Raw genomic sequence first — 19,799 nt, forward strand, 5'->3', positions numbered from 1 at the left:
ATCGACGCTCGACCGGTGATGCCGGGCCTTGCTGGAGGGCGTCACACTCTGGCCTGCCCTGGTGGGTGATTGACGGAGGCACGCACGACCCCAAGGAGTTTGGCCGGTCAGTTGTAAGGGGACCCGCCGGGGTTGAGCCGGGCTGTCGGACAGAGATGCGGCCGTCACCGGTTCGGCCCCTGGTGGGCGGTTCTGTCCGGTAGCTGACTGCTGCTGCTCGCTGTGTGGGATCAGGTGGTGGCGCGCCGAGGCACTCGCCAGACGAAACTCGCCTGATGCCGGGAATCTTTGGTGCGGCAAGTGGCGACTACGGTGATGCGGTACGGATACCTGACCGCCGCGCACGAGGAGACAGCACCAAGCATGACCTATGACCGGACCGGCGCGTGACTGATCGTTATGCACGGGCGTCCGCCGCCGCCCATGACACGCTCCCCATCCCGCTCACCCTGCCGGAGTTGCAGCAGTATCTCGCCAGGGCGGCGGATCTGCTGCGCGGGAGCATCGACCAGGCGGATTTCAAGGCATACATCTTCCCGCTGATGTTCTTCAAGCGGATCAGCGACGTCTATACCGAGGAGTACCAGCGCGCGCTGGCGGAGTCAGACGGCGACCACGAGTACGCGTCGTTCGCCGAGAACCACCGTTTCGGTATCCCCACCGGCAGCCTCTGGGAAGACGTACGCGCCCGCACCGAGAACATCGGCCAGGCTCTGGTGACGGCCTTCCGGGCGATAGAGAAGGTCAACCCGGACGTGCTGTACGGCATCTTCGGCAGCGCCGCTTGGACGAACAAGGACAAGCTGCCCGACGCCAAGCTGCGCGACCTCATCGAGCACTTCTCGACCCGGACGTTGAGCAACGCGGTTGTCCCGCCAGATGTGTTCGGGCAGGCGTACGAATACCTCATTAAGCGGTTCGCGGACCAGTCCAACAAGAAGGCCGGCGAGTACTACACCCCACGATCGGTGGTGCGACTGCTTGTCGACATCCTCGACCCGCAGGAGGGCGAGACGGTCTACGACCCGGCTTGCGGCACGGGCGGCATGCTGATCGAAGTCATCGAGCATGTGAAGCGCCAGGGTGGCCGACCGCAGACCGTCTTGGGCAAGCTCTACGGCCAGGAGAAGGTGCTCGCCACCTCTGGCCTCGCGAAGATGAACCTCCTCTTGCACGGAGTCGAGGACTTCGACATCGCCCACGACGACACCCTCCGCGCTCCGGCGTTCTTCACCGGCCCGCGCCTCACTCAGTTCGACTGCGTGATTGCGAACCCACCGTTCTCGCTCAAGAACTGGGGCGAGGTGGCGTGGTGCACCGATCAATGGGGACGGAATCGGCTCGGGGGTGTGCCGCCCAAGGGGTACGCCGACTGGGCCTGGGTCCAGCACATGATCACTTCCGCAGCACCCGGCACCGGTCGAGTCGCTGTCGTGCTCCCGCAGGGCGCGCTGTTCCGTCAGGGCGCTGAGGGGCGCATCCGCGAGTTCGTGCTGAAGGCCGACATGGTGGAGGCCGTGATCGGCCTCGCGCCGAACCTCTTCTACGGCACCGGCTTGGCCGCGTGCGTGCTGATCCTGCGCCGACGCAAGGCCGAGGACCGCCAAGGCAAGGTGCTCTTCGTCAACGGTGAGACGCTGTTCAAACGCGGCCGTAACCAGAACAGTCTCGAACGCGAGCACGCGGACACCCTGCTGCGGATCATCCAGGAGTTCGCCGACGCGCCCGGTTTGGCGGCGGTCGCCACGCTCGACGACATCAGGAACAACACCTTCAACCTCAACATCCCGCTGTACGTCGCACCCGTCGACGACGGCGAACACCGGACGCTGGAGCAGGCCCTGACCGACCTCGAAGCGGCCCACGCCGCCGCCCGCGAGGCCCGCGCCGCGCTGGAAGCCGAACTGGCCAAGTGGGGCTTCAGCCCGAGCGAGGTGGCGGCGTGAAAGCACGCATCACCCAGCGTGAACTGGAGTCCTACCTGTGGGGCGCGGCGGTTGTGCTGCGCGGCCTCATCGATGCCGGCGACTACAAGCAGTACATTTTCCCGCTTGTCTTCCTCAAGCGCCTCTCCGATGTCTACGACGAGGAACGCGCTGCGGCGCTAATCATCTACGGTGACGACGAGGCAGCCGACCTTCCGGAGAATCACCGCTTCGCTATCCCCGACGGTGCCCATTGGCAGGACATTCGTGAGGCTGCGAGCGACGTCGGCGTGGCGATCCACGCCGCCATGCGGGCGATCGAGTCGGCCAACCCCGACACCCTGACCGGGGTGTTCGGTGACGGCGACTGGGGCAACAAGAATCTGCTGCCCGACCGGACCCTCAAGGAACTTGTCGAGCACTTCTCTACCAAGACGCTCTCGGTGGCGAACCTTCCCGAGGACGAACTCGGCCAAGGGTACGAGTACCTGATCAAGAAGTTCGCCGACGACTCGGGCCACACCGCGCAGGAGTTCTACACCAACCGCACTCTCGTCCACCTGATGACGATGATGCTCAAGCCCGAACCAGGGGAGTCGGTCTACGACCCGACCTGCGGCACCGGGGGAATGCTCATCTCCACCGCCGCCGAGCTGCGCCGGCAGGGCAAGGAGTGGCGCAACCTGCGCCTCTACGGGCAGGAACTGAACTACGGGACTTCGGCCATCGCCCGGATGAACCTCTTCCTGCACGGCATCGCCGACGGAGACATCGCGCACGGCGACACGCTCACCAAGCCGGCTTTCCTTGACGGTGCCCGGCTGCGCACCTTTGACGTGGTGCTCGCCAACCCGCCGTACTCCATCAAGTCGTGGAACCGTGCCGCGTTCACCAGCGACACGTACGGCCGCAACGTGTGGGGAGTGCCCCCGCAGAACGCGGCCGACTACGCCTTCCTGCAACATATCGCCAAGAGTCTCGATTCGGCATCGGGCCGGGCGGCGGTTCTGCTGCCACACGGCGTCCTGACCCGGGTATCTGAGGCCGCGGTCCGTCAAGCGATGGTTCGCTCGGATCTCATCGAGGCGGCCATCGGCTTGGCGCCAGGCCTGTTCTACAACTCGGGGATGGAGGCGGTCGTGCTCGTCCTCCGATCCCGCAAGTCCGCTGAGCGCTGCGGCAAGGTCTTGTTCATCAACGCTGTGCGCGAGTTTTCCCGCGTGCAAGCGCAGTCCTTCCTGAGCGACCGGCACCAGCAGCGGATCCTCGATTCGTACCAAGAGTTCGAGGATGAAGAAGGCTTCGCGACCGTCGCAAGCAACGAGCAGATTGCTGACAACGGCTACAACCTGGCCATTCCGCTGTACGTCAAACCGCCGGGCGGTGGACGGGGGGCGACCACCAGCGACCACGTCGGGACCAAGATCGCTACCTGGCGCGATGCGGCAGCAGCAGCCGATGTTGCCGTCGACGATGTGTTGGCGCTCCTGCGCCAGGAGGTAGCCCAGTGAGTCTCAACCTCGACAAGAGCACCTGGAAGCGGGTGCGGCTGGGTGACGTGATCCGTCGCTCGCGGACGCAGGTCGACCCGGTGAGTAGTGGTGTGGAGCGTTACGTCGCTGGAGGCCACGTCGACAGTGAAGGCGTAACGATCGAGCGGTGGGGTCAGGTGGGTGACGGCCAGATGGGCTCCACCTTCCGGTACGTGTTCAAGCCGGGACAGGTGCTCTTCGTGTCCGCGCGGCCTTACCTGCGCAAGGTCGGGGTGCCCGACTTCTCGGGCGTTGTCGCTGACAAAACCTACGTCCTCGACACAATCCGCGAGAACGGGTTGCTTCAGGAATTCCTGCCGTTCCTGCTCTCGTCAGAGGCGTTCGTTGAGTATGCGACCGCTCAAGCGACCGGTTCCATGAACCCCCGGTTGCTGTGGGGACCGATGCAGCGTTACGAGTTTGACCTGCCGCCTATCGATGAGCAGAGGCGTCTCGCTGACCTTCTCCAAGCTGTAGAGCGTCACCGACAGGCAGTTGGCGCCCAGATTGATCGATGCCTGGCCGTTCGTGCCGAACACCTTCAAGCTCGAATGAGCGATATTGCTGCCACGGCCGGCGCCCTCGCGCTTGATGCGCTGATCGAGCCAGGGCGCCCTATCACCTACGGGATCCTTATGCCTGGTTCTGGGGTTGAGGGCGGTGTTCCCGTCGTCAAAGTAAAGGACTTCCCGGATGGTCGGGTCCACGAGGGCAACCTTTTGCGAACAAGTACAGAGCTTGCCTATGAGTATCGGAGGTCAACCCTCCGGGCAGGGGACTTGCTCCTGTCAATTCGCGGGACAGTTGGGCGACTGGCTGAGGTTTCGGACTCCCTGGACGGGGCCAATATTACTCAGGACACGGCGCGGCTTAGTATTGATCAGGAGCATAATCGTCAGTATGTACGGCTAGCGCTGGAGTCTGACTTCGTGCAGGCCCAAATGCGCCGCAGAATCACAGGGCTTGCAGTCAGGGGCCTAAATATTGGCGCGCTTCGCGAGATTCGAATCCCAATACCGGCGGATAGATCGGCTGAAGAACGGCTTGTCGCCGAATCGAAGGTGATCTCGGTTTCCGTTAATTCGCTGAAATCCTCACATGAGGCGGCAATCGACTTAGGTCGAGCCTTGTCGGCCAAAGTATTTGGAGGCGACGCGTGATTTTTAACGAAGCAAACACGGTGCGGGATCTCGTGCGGGACCTCGTTTCGTCGCCTCACATTCAGTTCGCGCCCGGCAAAGAGCTGCCGCGCCGGGAGGATGAGGTGCTGCTGGAGGGGCCGGTCAAGGAGGCCTTGATCCGGTTGAACCCAGTTATCGAGGCCGACCCTCGGCTGGCCGACGAGGTGATCTACCACCTGCGGGCGATCATCCTGTCTGCTCGGCGTTCGCCGAACCCGGTGGTGGCGAACGAGCAGTTCGCTGCGTGGCTGACCGGGCAGAAGTCGATGCCGTTCGGTCCGGCTGGGGAGCACGTCACTGTCCGGCTCATCGACTTCGATAACCCCGAGCCGAGTGCCAACCAGTGGATGGTCTCCACGGAGGTGACCTACCGAGTCGGCCAGGTCGAGCGCCGCTTCGACCTGGTGCTGTGGTGCAACGGCTTCCCGCTGGTCATCGGGGAGGCGAAGTCGCCGGTCCGACCGGCGTACACGTGGATCGACGCGGCGGCGCAGATCAACGAGGACTACGAGGTCAACGTCCCGGCGTTCTTCGTTCCGAACGTGTTCAACTTTGCCACCGAAGGCAAGGACTTCCGGTACGGCTCGGTCGGCATGCCGGTCGACCTGTGGGGACCATGGCGTGAAGACGCCGACGATGCCGCCCCGGTACCGGCCGGCCTGGCAACTGTGCGCGAAGCCGTGGAAGGAGTGCTCTCGCCGGCGGCGGTGCTGGACTTCCTGCGGTTCTTCACGGTGTTCGCCACCGACAAGAAGCACCGCAAGATAAAGATCATTGCCCGCTTTCAGCAGCTTCAAGCGACGAACCTCATCGTCGAGCGAGTGTTGCACGGACAGATCAAGCAGGGCCTGATCTGGCACTTTCAAGGTTCGGGCAAGTCGCTGCTCATGGTGTTTACCGCGCAGAAGTTGCGCGCGACTGCCGGTCTGACGAACCCCACCGTGATCATCGTGGTGGACCGGATCGACCTGGACACCCAGATCACCGGCACCTTCAACGCGTCGGACGTGCCGAACCTCGTCTCGACTAACAGCCGCAAGGAGCTACAAGCTCTCCTCAAAGCCGGCGCTCGCAAGGTCATTATCACCACGGTGCACAAGTTCGGCGAAGCGCCCGGGGTGCTGGACGACCGCGACAATGTCATCGCCATGGTCGATGAGGCCCACCGGTCCCAGGAGGGTGACTACGGGCGCAAGATGCGCGAGGCCCTGCCGAACGCCTTCATCTTCGGCCTGACTGGTACGCCCATCAACCGGCGAGACCGCAACACCTTCATGTGGTTCGGGTCCACGGCGGATGAAGGTGGCTATCTCTCGCGGTACTCGTTTCAGGATTCCATCCGGGATGGGGCGACGCTGCCGCTGCACTTCGAGCCGCGCCTGTCGGAGATCCACCTCGACGCGGCCGCGATCGATGCCGCCTTCGCCGAGCTGGCCGAGCAGCACCGACTCACCGAGGCCGACAAGACCACGCTGTCGAAGCGCGCCGCCTCCCTGGAGGTGCTGATCAAGGCCGACGAGCGTGTCCGCAGGATTGCCGCGGACATCGCCGAACACTTCCGCGCCAAGGTCGAGCCCCAAGGGCTCAAGGCGCAGGTGGTCGTCTACGACAAGGCGACCTGTGTCGCATACAAGGCGGAACTCGACAAGATCCTCGGACCGGACGCGTCGACCGTCGTGATGAGCGCCGGTGACTCGAAAAAGTGGAAGGAATATACCCCAGGCCGGGACGAGCTGGAGCGGATCACCGCCCGGTTCAACGATCCCGCCGACCCACTGAAGATCATTATTGTGACGGCCAAGCTGCTCACCGGCTTTGACGCCCCGATCCTGTACGCGCAGTACCTCGACAAGCCGCTCAAGGAGCACAACCTCCTCCAGGCGATCACGCGCACCAATCGCGTCTATCCCCCGACCAAGACGCACGGGCTGATCGTCGACTACCTGGGCATCTTCGATGACGTAGCCAAGGCGTTCGCGTTCGACGAGAAGAGCGTCCAGCAGGCCATCAGCAACATCGACGTCCTGCGCGGTCAGCTCCGCCCGGCCATCGAGGCGGCGTTGGCCTTCTTTCCCGGCGTCGACCGGACCGTGGGCGGCTATGAGGGGCTCATCGCTGCGCAGACCGCGATCAGCAGTGACGAGGCCCGGGACCACTTCGGGGCGGCCTTCAGCGTCGTCGCCCAGCTCTGGGAGACCCTCAGCCCGGATCCGATCCTCTCGACTCATGCCACCGACTACCGGTGGCTCACCGATGTGTACGAGTCGGTGCGGCCGTCGGACATTGCCGGTCGGCTCGTGTGGCACGCCCTGGGCGCCAAGACGTTGGAACTCATCAACGAGCACGTCACCGTCGAGGTGCCCCGCAGCGACCTCGACATGATCGTCCTGGACGCCCAGGTGATCGAAGACCTCATGGCGGGCCGGCGGAAGGACGTCGACCCGGTCGAGGTCGAAAAGTGGATTACCGCCCGTATCGCCAGGCACATTGGTAATCCTGTCTTCATCGAACTCGGCAAGCGGCTCACTGCCTTGCGGGAGAAGTACGCCCACTCCCAGCAGGCGAGCCTGGACTTCCTCAAGGAACTGTTCGCCCTCGCCCGCGACACTGTGGCCGCAGAGAAGGCCGCCGCCGAGGTGCCCCGCGAGGACCAAGGCAGGGCGGCGCTGACGGAGCTGTTCCAGTCACTCAGGGGCAACGGCACCCCCATCATCGCCGAGAAAATAGTCGACGAGGTCGACGAGGTCGTCCGGGCGGTGCGCTTCACCGGCTGGCAGGACACGCGCGAGGGTGATCGTCTGGTCCAGCAGTCCCTCCGCAAGACGCTCTGGACCAAGTTCAAAATCCGAGACAATGACGTGTACGAGCGTGCCCTCGGCTACATCCGCGAGTACTACTGACGCCTTCGCCCAGCGGGTATGCGCTTCAGCCGAGGACGCTGATGTAGCGGCGTGCCGCCTCCGAACTGCCCTGCACCAGGGCCATGGCTTCGGCCAGGCGCTGCTTGCTCTGTTCGCCGCGGGCGATGGCCTCGGCGATGGTCGGGTGCCCGGTGCCGGCGGAAATAGCGCGCAGCCGGGCCAGCATCTGCTCAGTGTTGTCGGCGGCGGCCCGGATCTGGCTGATCGTGGAGTTGCCTTGCTCTGCGGCCTGCATCAACGCCGCCTTGACTTCCTCAATGCTGGCCATGCCGCCTCCGTCTGACGATCGCGCTAACGAGTTCACGTTTGCGTGGTCGGACGGACACTATCGGACAGGAAGTCGGCACGCAGCCCCGCTGGCTAGCGGTATTCGGCGGCCGTGCGCTCCACGTCGGCGATGAACTCTTCAAGCTGCGATTCGGTGGGATCGCGGTCCTCTAGCAGCTTGCCGAGGAATACGATCTGCATCTGGAGGGCGGTCTCGGGGCTGAGATTGTCGATCAGCCCGACCTCGCCGAGGGCCGCGCGGACGAGGCCTTCCATCTCCAGGGTGGGCAGCGACTCCGTGCCCGGAAACTGGGTGCGAGTCTCGGCGACGAAGCGAGCGACGTCGGTGGGGGAGTGAGCGGCGCCGAAGCGGTCGTTGACCGCGATGGCGAACGCCGCGCCGATCACCTGGTTGCCGCCGTGCCATCCGGAGGCCTCCAGCCCGTCCAGGAGTTGGTCTACGGTGCCCCAGTCACGCCGTGCCATCGCGCGAATCAGGTCGCTGAACTCGGTCCGTACGCTCACGATCTCGTAACCTCGCTATTCCCTTGCGGATTGATTGAACGGAGCGGTGGACGGCGATGCTCGCCACCAACCCCACCACGACGAGGTGTCCCGCCGCATCCGGTGCTTCGTTGAGGAGGCGCTGCCCTACCGTAGGGCCGACCGCCGGGGTTGCCGTGCCGGCTTGTTGCGCCCCTGGTGGGCCCTGCGGACCCCGAATGATCGTGAATGCTTCCCTGGCCGCCGCCACCGACTTCTGGGTGTTCTCCTGGACGTCCTCGACCTTCCTGGTCATCGTACTCAGGAAGGAGGCGACGTTCCTTCGTGCGGAATCGCGCTCGACGGTCTCGGCGAGCAGATCCTCGCCGGAGGGTGTGGCTGAGTCGGATGGCTGCGTGGTCGGGGCGGAGCCGGGAGCGACCGCATTGGAGTAGGCGGCTACGCGGTCGGCCGCCTCGGTGATCAGGCGGGCGAGTTTGCCGGCCTTCTCGCCAGCGGTCTTGCTCTCGGTCACAGCGCCGGTGAGTTCGGGATGCCTGCTGCCCTGCGCTGCATGGGTGTAGTGCGTATTGGCCTGTTCCGCGTCAGCCTGAGCGCGTCGGGCGACAACGGCGGCGCTGTGCAGGGTGTCGATGGCGCTTCTCAGTTGGGCGACAACTTCGCCGATGCTTCCGCTCATCCGATGATGGCGAGGTAGGCGGCAGCATGGTCCTTGGCAGCCTCAATTCGGCGAAGCACCAACTCGACCTCGTCGGCAGCCTCACGGAGGGCCTTGCGGGACTGCCTCGCCTCGCCGCGTCCGCTGTTGTGCAGGGCTGCGATCGCCAGAGCGGTTGCGTCGGCGAGCTTGACGCTGGCCTTCTCGACGCTCATCCGAGCGTTGTCGAGTGCTTGATCGCCTTTCCGGATCGTCACCTTGACATCGCCGATGGTCACTGCGGCACGTTAACCGAACCCGGTCGTCGAGCGCAGCCCTCGCGGCGGGTGGGTGTCCCAGGAAGGCCCCGAAACACCCACCGAAGCTTCAGCGGGAGATGCGGGTCGAGCGCATGAAGCTTGCCCAGGCGGTGGGGGAGAAGGTGAGGGCCGGGCCGTGCGGGTCCTTGCTGTCGCGCACGGCGACGATGCCAGGCAGGTTGTCGGCGAACTCAACACACTCGCCGCCATTGCTGCCGCTGCGAGTGCTCTTGCGCCAGTGGGCGCCGGTCAGATCAACCATGATGGACCTCCCCGATGATCTTATTGATCAGCTGCCTTGATTGTCCTTCATCGAGGGCAAGCTGATCCAGGCTTGACCAAACCTGCTCGTAGGCTGCGAACTCCTCCGGACGATCAAGGTAGAGAGCGCCCGTCCAGGACTCGCAGTAGATCACCGAAGGCTCCGGCAGGGCCCGGTTGCCCAACGGGAAGTCGAGCATCACGAAGGATCCGGCCTCGACGCCACGGTGCAGACCGGCAGTGAGCGGCAGGACTCGGATCGAGTTGGTCGCTGTGTTTGCCAACATCAGCAAGTGATTGAGCTGATCCGTCATCGTCTCGGGGCTGCCGACTGTCCGCAGTAGGGCGGCCTCGGAGAGGATCACGTCCAGCTTCGGTGGTGGAGGCAGGCGGCGTCTCAGTAGGGCTTGACGTTGCAGGCGGACCTGCACAAGGCACTCCCTCTCTTCGTCGCTCACCTCCGCTCGGTGTTGGTAGACGCCCAGTGCGTAAGCCCGATGTTGTAGGAGACCCGGAACCATTGCTTCGTTGAAGAAGCGCAGATGGGACGCGGCGGATTCGAGGCCGACGTACAGCTCGAACCATTCCGGGACGGCGTCGCCGTACGCGTGCCACCAGCCCTTGGCTCTCGTCTCGCCGGCCAGGGAGATCAGTGCCCGGGTCAGCTCGCCCGTCGCCCCGTACAGCTCGCACATTGCTCGCACGTCGACGCCGCGCACCGAGCCGAGCCCGCTCTCGATCCGCCACACCTTCTGGCGGCTGCACTCCAGCGCCTCGGCGACCGCGTCAAGGGTCGCTCCCGCCTCGGTGCGCAGGTCACGCAGCGCCCTGCCGAGCTGGCGTCGGGGCACCGTCGAGCCCATGTCGTCGGCCACCCGGCCCTCCTTCCTGTTGAATTTTGCAACATCCCGACGGCCGTTCTGCAACAGGGGAATGTTGCGCAAAACTAGCCGAACAGTGTGAGTGGACATTCATTGCGATGGTGCTTCCGACCTTACAAGATTGGTCCGACAACGCGATGGATGCGCAATTCCCGCGCCGGCTAATGCCGATCAGATGCGAGGAAGGGTGGTGCTGTTTCGTGCGCGCGTTTCTCCGTCATCTCCGGGCCGAGCCACCCCGGCCGGTGTCCTACCGGGCGGCCAACTACGTACCCCTGAAGCCCTGGCAGGTCCGCGGGCGCACCTTCACCCGGCGCGGCGGACGTGGCGTGGACGCCGTGGAGGTCGCCGAGTTCCTCGACCGCGTCGCCCACGATCTCGCCCAGGTGTACGCGGCGCTGGGCAGCAGCCAGCGGGAGACCGAGCGGATCAAGGACGCGCTGAGGTGCTGGCAGTCACGGCGGGCCCGCGAGGACCTGGTGGCCCGCCGATGAGCGCCCGCTGGGTGGCGCACCTGCCGTTCACCGCCGCCGACCTGCCGGCGGCCCAGCACTTCGCCGGCACCCTGGCCCGCTCCTTGAGCTTCCTGTCCGAGGTGGACGCCGGTGAGACCACCGTGTCCGCCGAGGACGCCCAGGGCGTACGCCATCGGGTGTTCTGCGACCTGCCACTCGACGGTGGCCGGCGGTGCGTGCGGCGGGTGGAACACGACGGTGACTGCGCGGCCCGGTGGTGTCGGTGACCACCGTGCCCGTCGTCGTCTGCCCGGACTGCGACGGCATGACCTTCACGCTGGAACCGTGCCGGTGCACCACCTACGGCGACCGGTTCCTCGCCGACGCCGACGTGCTCCGGCCGCGCCGGGAGGCGTACCGGAGCTGCGAGCAGTGTCGCGGCGGGGGCACCGTCGCGTACCCCTGTTATCGCTGCGGCCGGCGCGGCCGGCGGCGGGCGCAGCTCGTGGTCACCGTCGCCAACCTGGACACCGGCGCGGTCGCGTCCCACCAGGTCGTGCCCGGTGGCCTCGACCCCCAACCCGACCCGGCGGGCCACTGGGTGGTCGACCTCTCTTCCCGGGTACGCGAACTCGCCGCCACCGTCGGCGCGGTCTTGGACGAGGCCGACGTGCCTTCGCTGTGGTTGGACCGGCAGTGGCGACCCGACCTGCCCGCAGCGCTTCGACACGAGCTGGAGGCTCACGCCATCCTGCGGGCCGATCACGCCCCCTGGCGGCTGGTGCTGGGCCGAGCCACCGCCCCGCCGACCGTTGACCCGGCCGCACGACTGGCCCGGCTGTGCGCGCTGGCCGACCTGCTGCTGCTCGACCTGGTCGTCGAGGCCCGTCGGCAGGATGCGGGGTTCTGCTGGGCCATTCGGTACGAGGTGCCCGGCTCCCCGGTGCCGCTCGGGTCGCCCGGCTGGTGCCGGGACCTGCCGGAGGTGTTGGCCTGCACCGACGTGGCCAAGGCGCTCAGCGGCCTCGCCGAGCGCGGCCTGGTCGCTCCTGCCCGGCTGCTGCGCCCCGACTCGCCGCGCCCGCCCGCCGCCCCGGCCGTGGACGTCGACCAACTCGAACGGCGCGTCCTCGCTGACTGCGTCGACCTGGCCGGCGGCGAGTTGCCCGGCGCGCAGGCAGTGTGGCGCGACGGCCGCTGGTGGCACACGACACTGCGCGCTGGCGAGCCGGTGGAAACCCTCGCGGAGCAGCCCACCGGCCAGGTCGTCCGCCGGGTGCGGGTGCCGGTGAGCCGCGGCTACGAACCGCCCGACCCGCCCTGGCTGGGTGAACCCGTCGGTTGGCGCCCCTGCCCGGACTGCCGACCACACAGCCGACTACGCGCCTGCGACTGCCGGCTCGGCGGTCGCGCGGCCGACCCCGACTGCCCGCACTGCTGCGGCGCCGGCCTGCGCCCGTCCGCGCTGCACTGCTTCACCTGTGGGGACACCCAGCGCCTGCATCAGACCGTGTCGGTCACTGTCACCGACCTGCGGCACCGGGTGGTGCACCTGGCCTGGCAGGCCGGTACGCCCGAAGTGGCTCCGCTGGTCGCCACCCAACCGGGCGGCAGACCCGTCGTCCAGCTTCCCGACCGTTACCGGCTCGGCTCCTGGGCGGCCGTGCTCGGTGCGCGGCCCGACGACCTGGCCGACGCCGACGGCGGGCAGCAGATCGGCAAAGACCTCCGCGACGGTTACGTAATCCTGCCCTGGGCCGGGGCCGACCCGGTCGGGGAGCACGTCCACAGCGCAGGCCGGGGCACGGCGGCCGGCCGTCTGATCGTGGTGGCGACGCCTCCCGACGCGCCACCGCTGGCCGAGTTGCTGCGGCTCGCCCTCGGCCTTGACCTGGCTCTCGTGGTGGCCTTGTGCGACCTGCGGCACAACGCCGCAGACCCACTGCTGGCCGACGGGTTGCGCTGGTCGGTCGAGGTGAAGCCGATCGATGCGCCTGTCCGTCCCGACGACTTCCCCTACCGACCGAGTCTTGCCGCCGCGCTCTCCTGGTGCGTCGAGTGCCTGCCCGACGCCGTCGCCGGGGCCGCCCCAACCGAGCCGAGGGCGTCCATTCCGGTGCCCTGCTCGGGGGCGCGTGACGTCGTCGACCCCGAGCAGGACCTGGTGCGCCTGGCGGCCCGGCACGCCGGACACGTGGTCAGCGTTCGCTTCACCCGCGCCGGCTGCACCGTCCACCGCCACGACGACGAGGGCCTACGCCTCCTCGCCGAAGGTCCCGATCTGCGCGACCTTCGGTTGACCTGAGGGTTGCCATGCAGCGGTGATCGACACGAGATTGCAGAAATCGGGGTGTCCCGGTCGACGGGACACCCCAATATCGCAGAACTCGTGTTGATCTTGTCGCAGTGGCGGCGCGGCGGTGCGGGCGGGTGGTTACTCCGGGACGCGGCGGTAGGCGCCGTCGCTGGCCGAGGTGGCCATCGAGGCGTACGCGCGAAGCGCCGCCGACACCGGCCGCTGCCGATCGGTCGGGGTGTACGGCTTGTCGCGCTTCTCCTCGGCCACCCGGCGAGCCTCCAGCTCCTCGGCGGGCACGTTCAGCTCGATCGAGCGGGCCGGGATGTCGATGACGACCTCGTCGCCGTCGCGGACCAGGGCGATCAGCCCGCCGGAGGCCGCCTCGGGTGAGACGTGCCCGATGGAGAGCCCCGAGGTGCCACCGGAGAAACGGCCGTCGGTGAGCAGCGCACAGGAGCGGCCGAGCCCGCGGCCCTTGAGGAACGAGGTGGGGTAGAGCATCTCCTGCATGCCGGGGCCGCCCTTGGGCCCCTCGTACCGGATCACCACGACGTCCCCGGCGACCACCTGCTTGGCGAGGATCGCGGTCACCGCGTCGTCCTGCGACTCGTAGACCTTCGCCGGGCCGCGGAAGGTCAGGCAGTCGTCGGGCACGCCGGCGGTCTTCACCACGCTGCCCTCGGGTGCCAGGTTGCCGTGCAGGATGGCCAGCCCGCCGTCGGCGGAGTAGGCGTGCTCGCGGTCCCGGATGCAGCCGCCGGCCGCGTCGGTGTCCAGCGAGGACCACCGGTTGGTGGTGGAGAACGGTTCGACGGTACGCACCCCGCCCGGCGCGGCGTGGAACAGCTCGACAGCCGTCGGGGTGGGGGAGCCGCCGCGCACGTCCCAGTCGGTCAACCACTGCGCCAGCGAGGGGGAGTGCACGGCGTGCACGTTCCGGTTGAGCTGCCCGGCCCGGTCGAGTTCGCCGAGGATCGCCGGGATGCCACCGGCCCGGTGCACGTCCTCCATGTGGTAGTTCGGCGAGTTCGGTGCGACCTTGGCCAGGCACGGCACCCGGCGGGAGATCGCGTCGATGTCGGTCACGCCGAAGTCCATCTCCGCCTCGCGGGCGGCAGCCAGCAGGTGCAGCACCGTGTTGGTGGAGCCGCCCATCGCCACGTCCAGGGCGACGGCGTTCTCGAAGGCGGCCTTGGAGGCGACGGTACGCGGCAGCACCGAGTCGTCGTCGCTCTCGTACCACCGCTTGGAGATCTCCACGACGGTCCGGCCGGCCTCGACGAACAGTGACCGGCGGGCGGCGTGGGTGGCAAGCGTCGAACCGTTGCCGGGCAGCGCCAAGCCGATCGCCTCGGTGAGGCAGTTCATCGAGTTGGCGGTGAACATGCCGGAGCAGGAACCGCAGGTCGGGCAGGCGGAGCGTTCGATCTCACCGAGCTGCTCGTCGGTGACCGCCTCGTTGGAGGAGGCGATCATCGCGTCGATCAGGTCGATCTTGCTGTGCACGACGCCCTCGATCGCCATCGTCTTGCCGGCCTCCATCGGGCCGCCGGAGACGAAGACGGTCGGGATGTTGAGCCGCAACGCGGCCAGCAGCATCCCGGGAGTGATCTTGTCGCAGTTGGAGATGCAGACCAGGGCGTCCGCGCAGTGCGCGTTGACCATGTATTCGACCGCGTCGGCGATCAGCTCACGGCTGGGCAGCGAGTAGAGCATGCCGCCGTGGCCCATGGCGATGCCGTCGTCGACGGCGATGGTGTTGAACTCCCGGCCCACCCCACCGGCCTCGGCGACCGCGTCGGCGACCAGGCCACCCATGTCCTTGAGGTGTACGTGACCAGGCACGAACTGGGTGAAACTGTTGGCGATGGCGACGATCGGCTTGCCGAAATCGTCGTCGGTCATCCCGGTGGCCCGCCAGAGGGCCCGGGCGCCGGCCATCGTCCGACCGTGTGTGGAAGTCCTCGACCGCAGCTCAGGCATGCATACCAGCATGACACCGTCGACGCGCCGGCCCACCCCCGTGTCTGCCGTGTCCCAACAGATGCACACTCAGCCCCCCATGACGTGCGCCCATCCGGCACTCTTGGAGGCGTGCATTTTCCACCGGGCATGGTCGCTGTCGCGGCGCTCAGCGGGCTCGTCGCCACGGTGGCCGTCGTGCTGCTGACCGTCGTCGCCCGGCGGCGGGCGGTGCCGCGTCGACCGGCACATGTGCTGCTCGCGGCGGCCGCCGGAGTTGCCCTGCTCAGCCTCCTGGCCGGGATGGCCGCCGCGCTCAGCGCGAACGACCACTGGGCCCACGAGCAGGGGCAGCGCACCGGTTGGGCGACGATGGTGGCGATCGGCACGGCGGTGAGCGGGCTGGCCTTCGCTGCTGGTCTGCTCCGGTTGCCCGGGGTGGCCGCCACCGCGGCCGGAACGACCCGGCTCGCCCTGGACGGTCTGGTCATGGCGGCGGCGCTGTGGTTCGTCGGTTGGGTGCTCTTCTCCGAGCCCACCCGGTTGCTCGGTGCCGCCACCCCGATGGCCTGCCCGGCGATCCTGGTGGCCACCGTGAGCGCCGCGCTCAGCGCCGGGCTCGTCGTGATCGTCGTCTTCCGGGCCGCCACCCCACGTCGACGGCTCGCCGCGCTGGGCGTCGGCATCAGCGCGGTGACCTGCGGCGGGTTGGGTCTGAGCGCCGGGCTCTGCCAGGCCGGGCCGACGATGGCGCTGACCGGTGCGGTGGTGCTCGCCGCCGGCCTGCTGACGGTGGCGCTCACCGTCCACCGGGCCGACCGGCCGGGGCAGGTCGATCTGGACCTGGTCGGTAGCGACGGCGAGTACGCGATCGCCCCGATGCTGGCGATGGCCGCCTCGGCCATGTACCACCTCGCCCAGGACGGCCGGTTCACCGCGGCGGGCATCGTGGCCGGCAGCGTGGAGGGCTTCGCCCTGGTGGCACGGCAGTACCTCACCCTTCGCGACGTCCGGGGGTACGCGAGCCGCCTGGCCGAGCGGGAAGCGCACTTCCGTGAGCTGGCGCACACCGATCCGCTGACGTCGTTGGCCAACCGGCGCGGGCTGCTCCGGGCGCTGCACCGCAACGCCGCCGACCACAACCCGTGTGTGCTGCTCGGCCTGGACCTGGACGGCTTCAAGAACGTCAACGACATGCGAGGCCACGACGTGGGCGACGCCGTGCTCGCCGAGGTGGGCCGGCGGCTGCGCGGCAACCTTCGCCCCGGCGACGTGGCCGCCCGGCTGGGTGGCGACGAGTTCGCCGTCCTCATGCAGGGCCGGCCGGTCGAGGCGGACCGGGTCGCCGAGCGGCTCCTCGGGGTGATCAACCGCCCCTACGACCAGCCGGAGGGGCCGGTCTTCCTGTCGGTGAGCATCGGGGTGGCCGACTGGGCCGACGAGCCGGACGTGGAGCTGCTGCTGCGCCACGCCGACCTGGCGTTGCGCTACGCCAAGCAGCGTGGCAAGAACCGGATCGAGCGGTACGACGCCGCGTACGACCAACTGCTGCGCCGGCGTACGACGGTGGAGCACGAGCTGCGCGGCGCGATCGACCGCGACGAGCTGCGGTTGGCGTTCCAGCCGGTGGCGTCCCTGCCGTCGGTGCGGCCGGTCGGCGCCGAGGCGCTGCTCCGCTGGCACCATCCCGAGCTGGGCAACGTGCGTCCGGACGAGTTCATCCCGCTGGCCGAGGAGTGCGGCATGATCGCCCCTCTCGGTGCCTGGGTGCTGCATCAGGCCTGCTACCAGCTCTCCCGGTGGCTGGCGGACGGGCACGACGTCTGGGTGTCGGTCAACGTCTCCCCGCGCGAGCTGCACGCCCCGGAGTACGTGGTCCAGGTCGCCGAGGCGCTGCGCGCCCACCACGTGCCGCCGCAGCGGCTGGTGCTGGAGGTCACCGAGCACGCGGTCGCCACCGACCTGGACGAGCTGATCCGGCGGCTGACCGCGCTGCGGTTGACCGGTGTCCGGATCGCGCTCGACGACTTCGGGGCCGGCTACTCGTCGCTGGGGCAGCTGCGCCGGTTGCCGATCGACATCCTCAAGATCGACCACAGCCTGGTCGCCGAGCACGAGCCGGTCCGCCCGGTCGGTCAGGACGGCCCGGCGTTCGCCCCGATGGTCGACATCGTCATGCGCCTGGGTCACCAGTTGGGGCTGGAGGTGATCGCCGAGGGGGTGACCACCCCGACCGAGTTGGCCGCGGTGGTGGCGGCCGGTTGCCGCTTCGGTCAGGGTGCGCTCTTCGGCTGGGGGGTGCCGGCCGAGCATCTGGAGGCGATGCTGGAGGCGGCCACGTCACCGGGTGCGCGTCCCGCCCCGGTGCCAGCGCAACGCCGTCCTCCGGGCATGTCCGGGCAGCTCACCCCGCCCGCCGATGGCGCGTCGCCGGCCGACGCGCCGACCTCCGTTAACCAACATGTGGGATCAGTTGACTCATCGCGTGAGATGCGTCAGGCTTAGCCGCATGTCGTCGTACCGGTCGCTGCGAGTACTTACCTGAGCGCACTCTCCCTCACCGAGAGTGCGCTGGCCCCGTGCATCTGCACGAGGGCCGTTTTTATTGCCATCGGAACCTGGCGAGGCGGGCCCCGCCCGCGTCGCATCGCTTGACTAGCCACCAGCCACTCCAGCCGAAGGCCAGAACCGCCATGACGAGACCCACGCCCGAGACCCTCGCCCACACCGCCCGCCGAGCCCGCGCGGCCGCCGACCCGACCGTCGACGTCGACCAGGCCGCCACGCGCACGGCCACCCCGGCCCCCCCGGCGGTACGGCCCGCCGCCGCGACCCCGATCTCCGGGGCCGGCTCGCTCGTGCGGTCCCTCGAGGCGCTTGAGGTCGACGTCGTCTTCGGCATTCCGGGCGGCGCGATCCTGCCGGCGTACGACCCGCTGTACGACTCGACGGTCCGGCACATCCTGGTGCGGCACGAGCAGGGCGCGGGGCACGCGGCGACCGGCTACGCGCAGGCCACCGGCAAGGTCGGGGTCTGCATCGCCACCTCCGGCCCCGGCGCGACGAACCTGGTCACCCCGATCGCGGACGCGTACATGGACTCGGTGGCCATGGTGGCCATCACCGGGCAGGTGGCCAGCCCGCTGATCGGCACCGACGGCTTCCAGGAAGCGGACATCCAGGGCATCACCCTGCCGATCACCAAGCACAACTTCCTCGTGCAGAACGCCGAGGAGATCCCCCGGGTGCTGGCCGAGGCGTTCCACCTGGCCAGCAGCGGTCGACCCGGCCCGGTGCTGGTCGACATCCCCAAGGACGTGCTCCAGGCGCCGACCACCTTCTCCTGGCCGCCCACCCTGGACCTGCCCGGCTACCGGCCGACCCTGCACCCGCACGGCAAGCAGATCCGGGAGGCGGCGCGGCTGATGGCCGCAGCCCGACGGCCGGTGCTCTACGTCGGCGGTGGGGTCCTCAAGGCCGGTGCCACCGACGGGCTGCGCCGGCTGGCCGAGCTGACCGGCATTCCGGTCGTCACCACGCTGATGGCGCTCGGCGCGTTCCCCGACTCGCATCAGCAGCACCTGGGGATGCCCGGCATGCACGGCACCGTCGCGGCGGTCTACGGCCTGCAGAAGGCGGATCTGATCGTCGCGCTCGGCGCACGCTTCGACGACCGGGTCACCGGAAAACTGGACTCGTTCGCCCCGGACGCGGCGGTGGTGCACGCGGACATCGACCCGGCCGAGATCGGCAAGAACCGGCACGTGGACGTCCCGATCGTCGGCGACGCCAAGCACGTCATCGACGAGTTGATCGCCGCGGTCACCGCCGAGCGGTCGGCGGGGCGCGCCGCCGACCTCGGTGACTGGTGGACGCAGCTGAACGACCTGCGTGACCGTTACCCGCTGGGCTACGACGAGCCGGTCGACGGAACCCTGTCCCCGCAGTACGTGATCAAGCGGCTGGGCGAGATCGTCGGCCCGGACGCGATCTTCGTGGCCGGGGTGGGCCAGCACCAGATGTGGGCGTCGCAGTTCATCTCCTACGAGAAGCCGTACACCTGGTTGAATTCCGGCGGCCTCGGCACGATGGGCTACGCGGTGCCGGCGGCGATGGGCGCCAAGGTCGGCAAGCCGGACACCGTGGTCTGGGCGGTGGACGGAGACGGCTGCTTCCAGATGACCAACCAGGAGTTGGCCACCTGCGCGTTGGAGGGCATCCCGGTCAAGATCGCCGTCATCAACAACGGCAATCTCGGCATGGTCCGGCAGTGGCAGACGCTCTTCTACAACGAGCGTTACTCCAACACCGAACTCGGCACCCACAAGCACCGCATCCCGGACTTCGTCAAGCTTGCCGAGGCCCTGGGCTGCGTCGGGCTGCGGTGCGAGAGCGCCGATGACGTGGACAAGACGATCGCCGCCGCCATGGAGATCAACGACGCCCCCGTGGTGATCGACTTCGTGGTCGGCAAGGACGCGATGGTCTGGCCGATGGTCGCCGCCGGTACCAGCAACGACGAGATCATGTTCGCCCGTGGCGTCCGCCCGGTCTTCGACGAGGATGACATCTGACATGAGTGAGCGCAGCGAACGAACCAGCAAGCTCAGCCTTACCGATGGTCGTGACGCGACCGAGCGAAGCGAGGCCGTGG

At 68.0% G+C, this 19,799-nt stretch carries 16 protein-coding genes; 9 read left to right on the forward strand and 7 right to left on the reverse strand.

Features of this window, described 5'->3' with window-relative positions; all coding sequences use genetic code 11:
- Positions 1-386 precede the first annotated feature (386 nt).
- The 4 genes from AB0877_RS09655 to AB0877_RS09670 are packed head-to-tail and all read left to right on the forward strand — an operon-like array spanning position 387 to position 7,538.
- Positions 387-1,946 (forward strand): class I SAM-dependent DNA methyltransferase, encoded by a 1,560-nt coding sequence (locus AB0877_RS09655; protein WP_366608172.1) that lies wholly within the window; start codon positions 387-389, stop codon positions 1,944-1,946.
- Entirely contained in the window at positions 1,943-3,436 is a 1,494-nt protein-coding gene (locus tag AB0877_RS09660; RefSeq protein ID WP_366608173.1) for a class I SAM-dependent DNA methyltransferase, read from the forward strand. The genes AB0877_RS09655 and AB0877_RS09660 overlap by 4 nt, the downstream gene beginning before the upstream one ends.
- Complete coding sequence (locus AB0877_RS09665) at positions 3,433-4,617, forward strand: restriction endonuclease subunit S (protein WP_366608174.1); 1,185 nt, start codon at positions 3,433-3,435, stop codon at positions 4,615-4,617. Before AB0877_RS09660 ends, AB0877_RS09665 begins: the two co-directional genes overlap by 4 nt.
- Positions 4,614-7,538 carry a type I restriction endonuclease subunit R gene (locus AB0877_RS09670; RefSeq protein ID WP_366608175.1) on the forward strand — a complete coding sequence of 975 codons (2,925 nt, stop codon included), beginning with the start codon at positions 4,614-4,616 and terminating at the stop codon, positions 7,536-7,538. Before AB0877_RS09665 ends, AB0877_RS09670 begins: the two co-directional genes overlap by 4 nt.
- A 25-nt stretch (positions 7,539-7,563) precedes the next feature.
- Here AB0877_RS09670 and AB0877_RS09675 read toward each other — a convergent pair whose 3' ends face one another.
- The 6 genes from AB0877_RS09675 to AB0877_RS09700 form a co-directional block, all read right to left on the reverse strand.
- Positions 7,564-7,827, reverse strand: a complete 264-nt coding sequence (locus AB0877_RS09675) for a hypothetical protein (protein WP_366608176.1) — start codon at positions 7,825-7,827, stop codon at positions 7,564-7,566.
- Positions 7,828-7,919: 92 nt separating this feature from the next.
- Positions 7,920-8,351 (reverse strand): hypothetical protein, encoded by a 432-nt coding sequence (locus tag AB0877_RS09680; RefSeq protein WP_366608177.1) that lies wholly within the window; start codon positions 8,349-8,351, stop codon positions 7,920-7,922.
- Positions 8,299-9,009 carry a hypothetical protein gene (locus AB0877_RS09685; RefSeq protein WP_366608178.1) on the reverse strand — a complete coding sequence of 237 codons (711 nt, stop codon included), beginning with the start codon at positions 9,007-9,009 and terminating at the stop codon, positions 8,299-8,301. Before AB0877_RS09685 ends, AB0877_RS09680 begins: the two co-directional genes overlap by 53 nt.
- On the reverse strand, positions 9,006-9,266 hold the full coding sequence (locus AB0877_RS09690) for a hypothetical protein (protein WP_366608179.1): 261 nt from the start codon (positions 9,264-9,266) through the stop codon (positions 9,006-9,008). Before AB0877_RS09690 ends, AB0877_RS09685 begins: the two co-directional genes overlap by 4 nt.
- Positions 9,267-9,354: 88 nt before the next feature.
- Complete coding sequence (locus AB0877_RS09695; protein ID WP_366608180.1) at positions 9,355-9,549, reverse strand: DUF397 domain-containing protein; 195 nt, start codon at positions 9,547-9,549, stop codon at positions 9,355-9,357.
- Complete coding sequence (locus AB0877_RS09700; protein ID WP_366608181.1) at positions 9,542-10,423, reverse strand: helix-turn-helix transcriptional regulator; 882 nt, start codon at positions 10,421-10,423, stop codon at positions 9,542-9,544. The genes AB0877_RS09695 and AB0877_RS09700 overlap by 8 nt, the downstream gene beginning before the upstream one ends.
- Before the next feature lie 206 nt (positions 10,424-10,629).
- On the opposite strand from AB0877_RS09700, the gene AB0877_RS09705 reads away from it, so the two are divergent.
- From AB0877_RS09705 to AB0877_RS09715, 3 genes are read left to right on the forward strand one after another with little or no spacing between them, the layout of a single operon-like run.
- Positions 10,630-10,923, forward strand: coding sequence for a DivIVA domain-containing protein (locus AB0877_RS09705; RefSeq protein WP_366608182.1), 294 nt, complete (start codon positions 10,630-10,632; stop codon positions 10,921-10,923).
- A complete protein-coding gene (locus AB0877_RS09710; RefSeq protein WP_366608183.1) occupies positions 10,920-11,171 on the forward strand; it encodes a hypothetical protein in 252 nt (83 codons plus the stop codon). Before AB0877_RS09705 ends, AB0877_RS09710 begins: the two co-directional genes overlap by 4 nt.
- Complete coding sequence (locus AB0877_RS09715) at positions 11,168-13,189, forward strand: hypothetical protein (RefSeq protein WP_366608184.1); 2,022 nt, start codon at positions 11,168-11,170, stop codon at positions 13,187-13,189. The genes AB0877_RS09710 and AB0877_RS09715 overlap by 4 nt, the downstream gene beginning before the upstream one ends.
- A gap of 129 nt (positions 13,190-13,318) precedes the next feature.
- Here AB0877_RS09715 and ilvD read toward each other — a convergent pair whose 3' ends face one another.
- A complete protein-coding gene (gene ilvD / locus AB0877_RS09720; RefSeq protein ID WP_366608185.1) occupies positions 13,319-15,166 on the reverse strand; it encodes a dihydroxy-acid dehydratase in 1,848 nt (615 codons plus the stop codon).
- A gap of 111 nt (positions 15,167-15,277) precedes the next feature.
- Here ilvD and AB0877_RS09725 point away from each other — a divergent pair, with 111 nt between their 5' ends.
- A complete protein-coding gene (locus AB0877_RS09725) occupies positions 15,278-17,650 on the forward strand; it encodes a bifunctional diguanylate cyclase/phosphodiesterase (RefSeq protein ID WP_366608186.1) in 2,373 nt (790 codons plus the stop codon).
- 188 nt (positions 17,651-17,838) lie between these two features.
- Positions 17,839-19,719 (forward strand): acetolactate synthase large subunit, encoded by a 1,881-nt coding sequence (locus AB0877_RS09730; protein ID WP_366608187.1) that lies wholly within the window; start codon positions 17,839-17,841, stop codon positions 19,717-19,719.
- Positions 19,720-19,799 lie beyond the last annotated feature (80 nt).

The organism is Micromonospora sp. NPDC047644 (assembly GCF_040704315.1).
GTDB lineage: Bacteria > Actinomycetota > Actinomycetes > Mycobacteriales > Micromonosporaceae > Micromonospora.

Coding starts and splice junctions, on each gene's coding strand:
- AB0877_RS09675 (WP_366608176.1), bottom strand. CDS start 7,827: ATGGCCAGCATTGAGGAAGTCAAGGCGGCGTTGATGCAGGCCGCAGAG.
- AB0877_RS09685 (WP_366608178.1), bottom strand. CDS start 9,009: ATGAGCGGAAGCATCGGCGAAGTTGTCGCCCAACTGAGAAGCGCCATC.
- AB0877_RS09695 (WP_366608180.1), bottom strand. CDS start 9,549: ATGGTTGATCTGACCGGCGCCCACTGGCGCAAGAGCACTCGCAGCGGC.
- AB0877_RS09710 (WP_366608183.1), top strand. CDS start 10,920: ATGAGCGCCCGCTGGGTGGCGCACCTGCCGTTCACCGCCGCCGACCTG.
- ilvD (WP_366608185.1), bottom strand. CDS start 15,166: ATGCCTGAGCTGCGGTCGAGGACTTCCACACACGGTCGGACGATGGCC.
- AB0877_RS09730 (WP_366608187.1), top strand. CDS start 17,839: ATGACGAGACCCACGCCCGAGACCCTCGCCCACACCGCCCGCCGAGCC.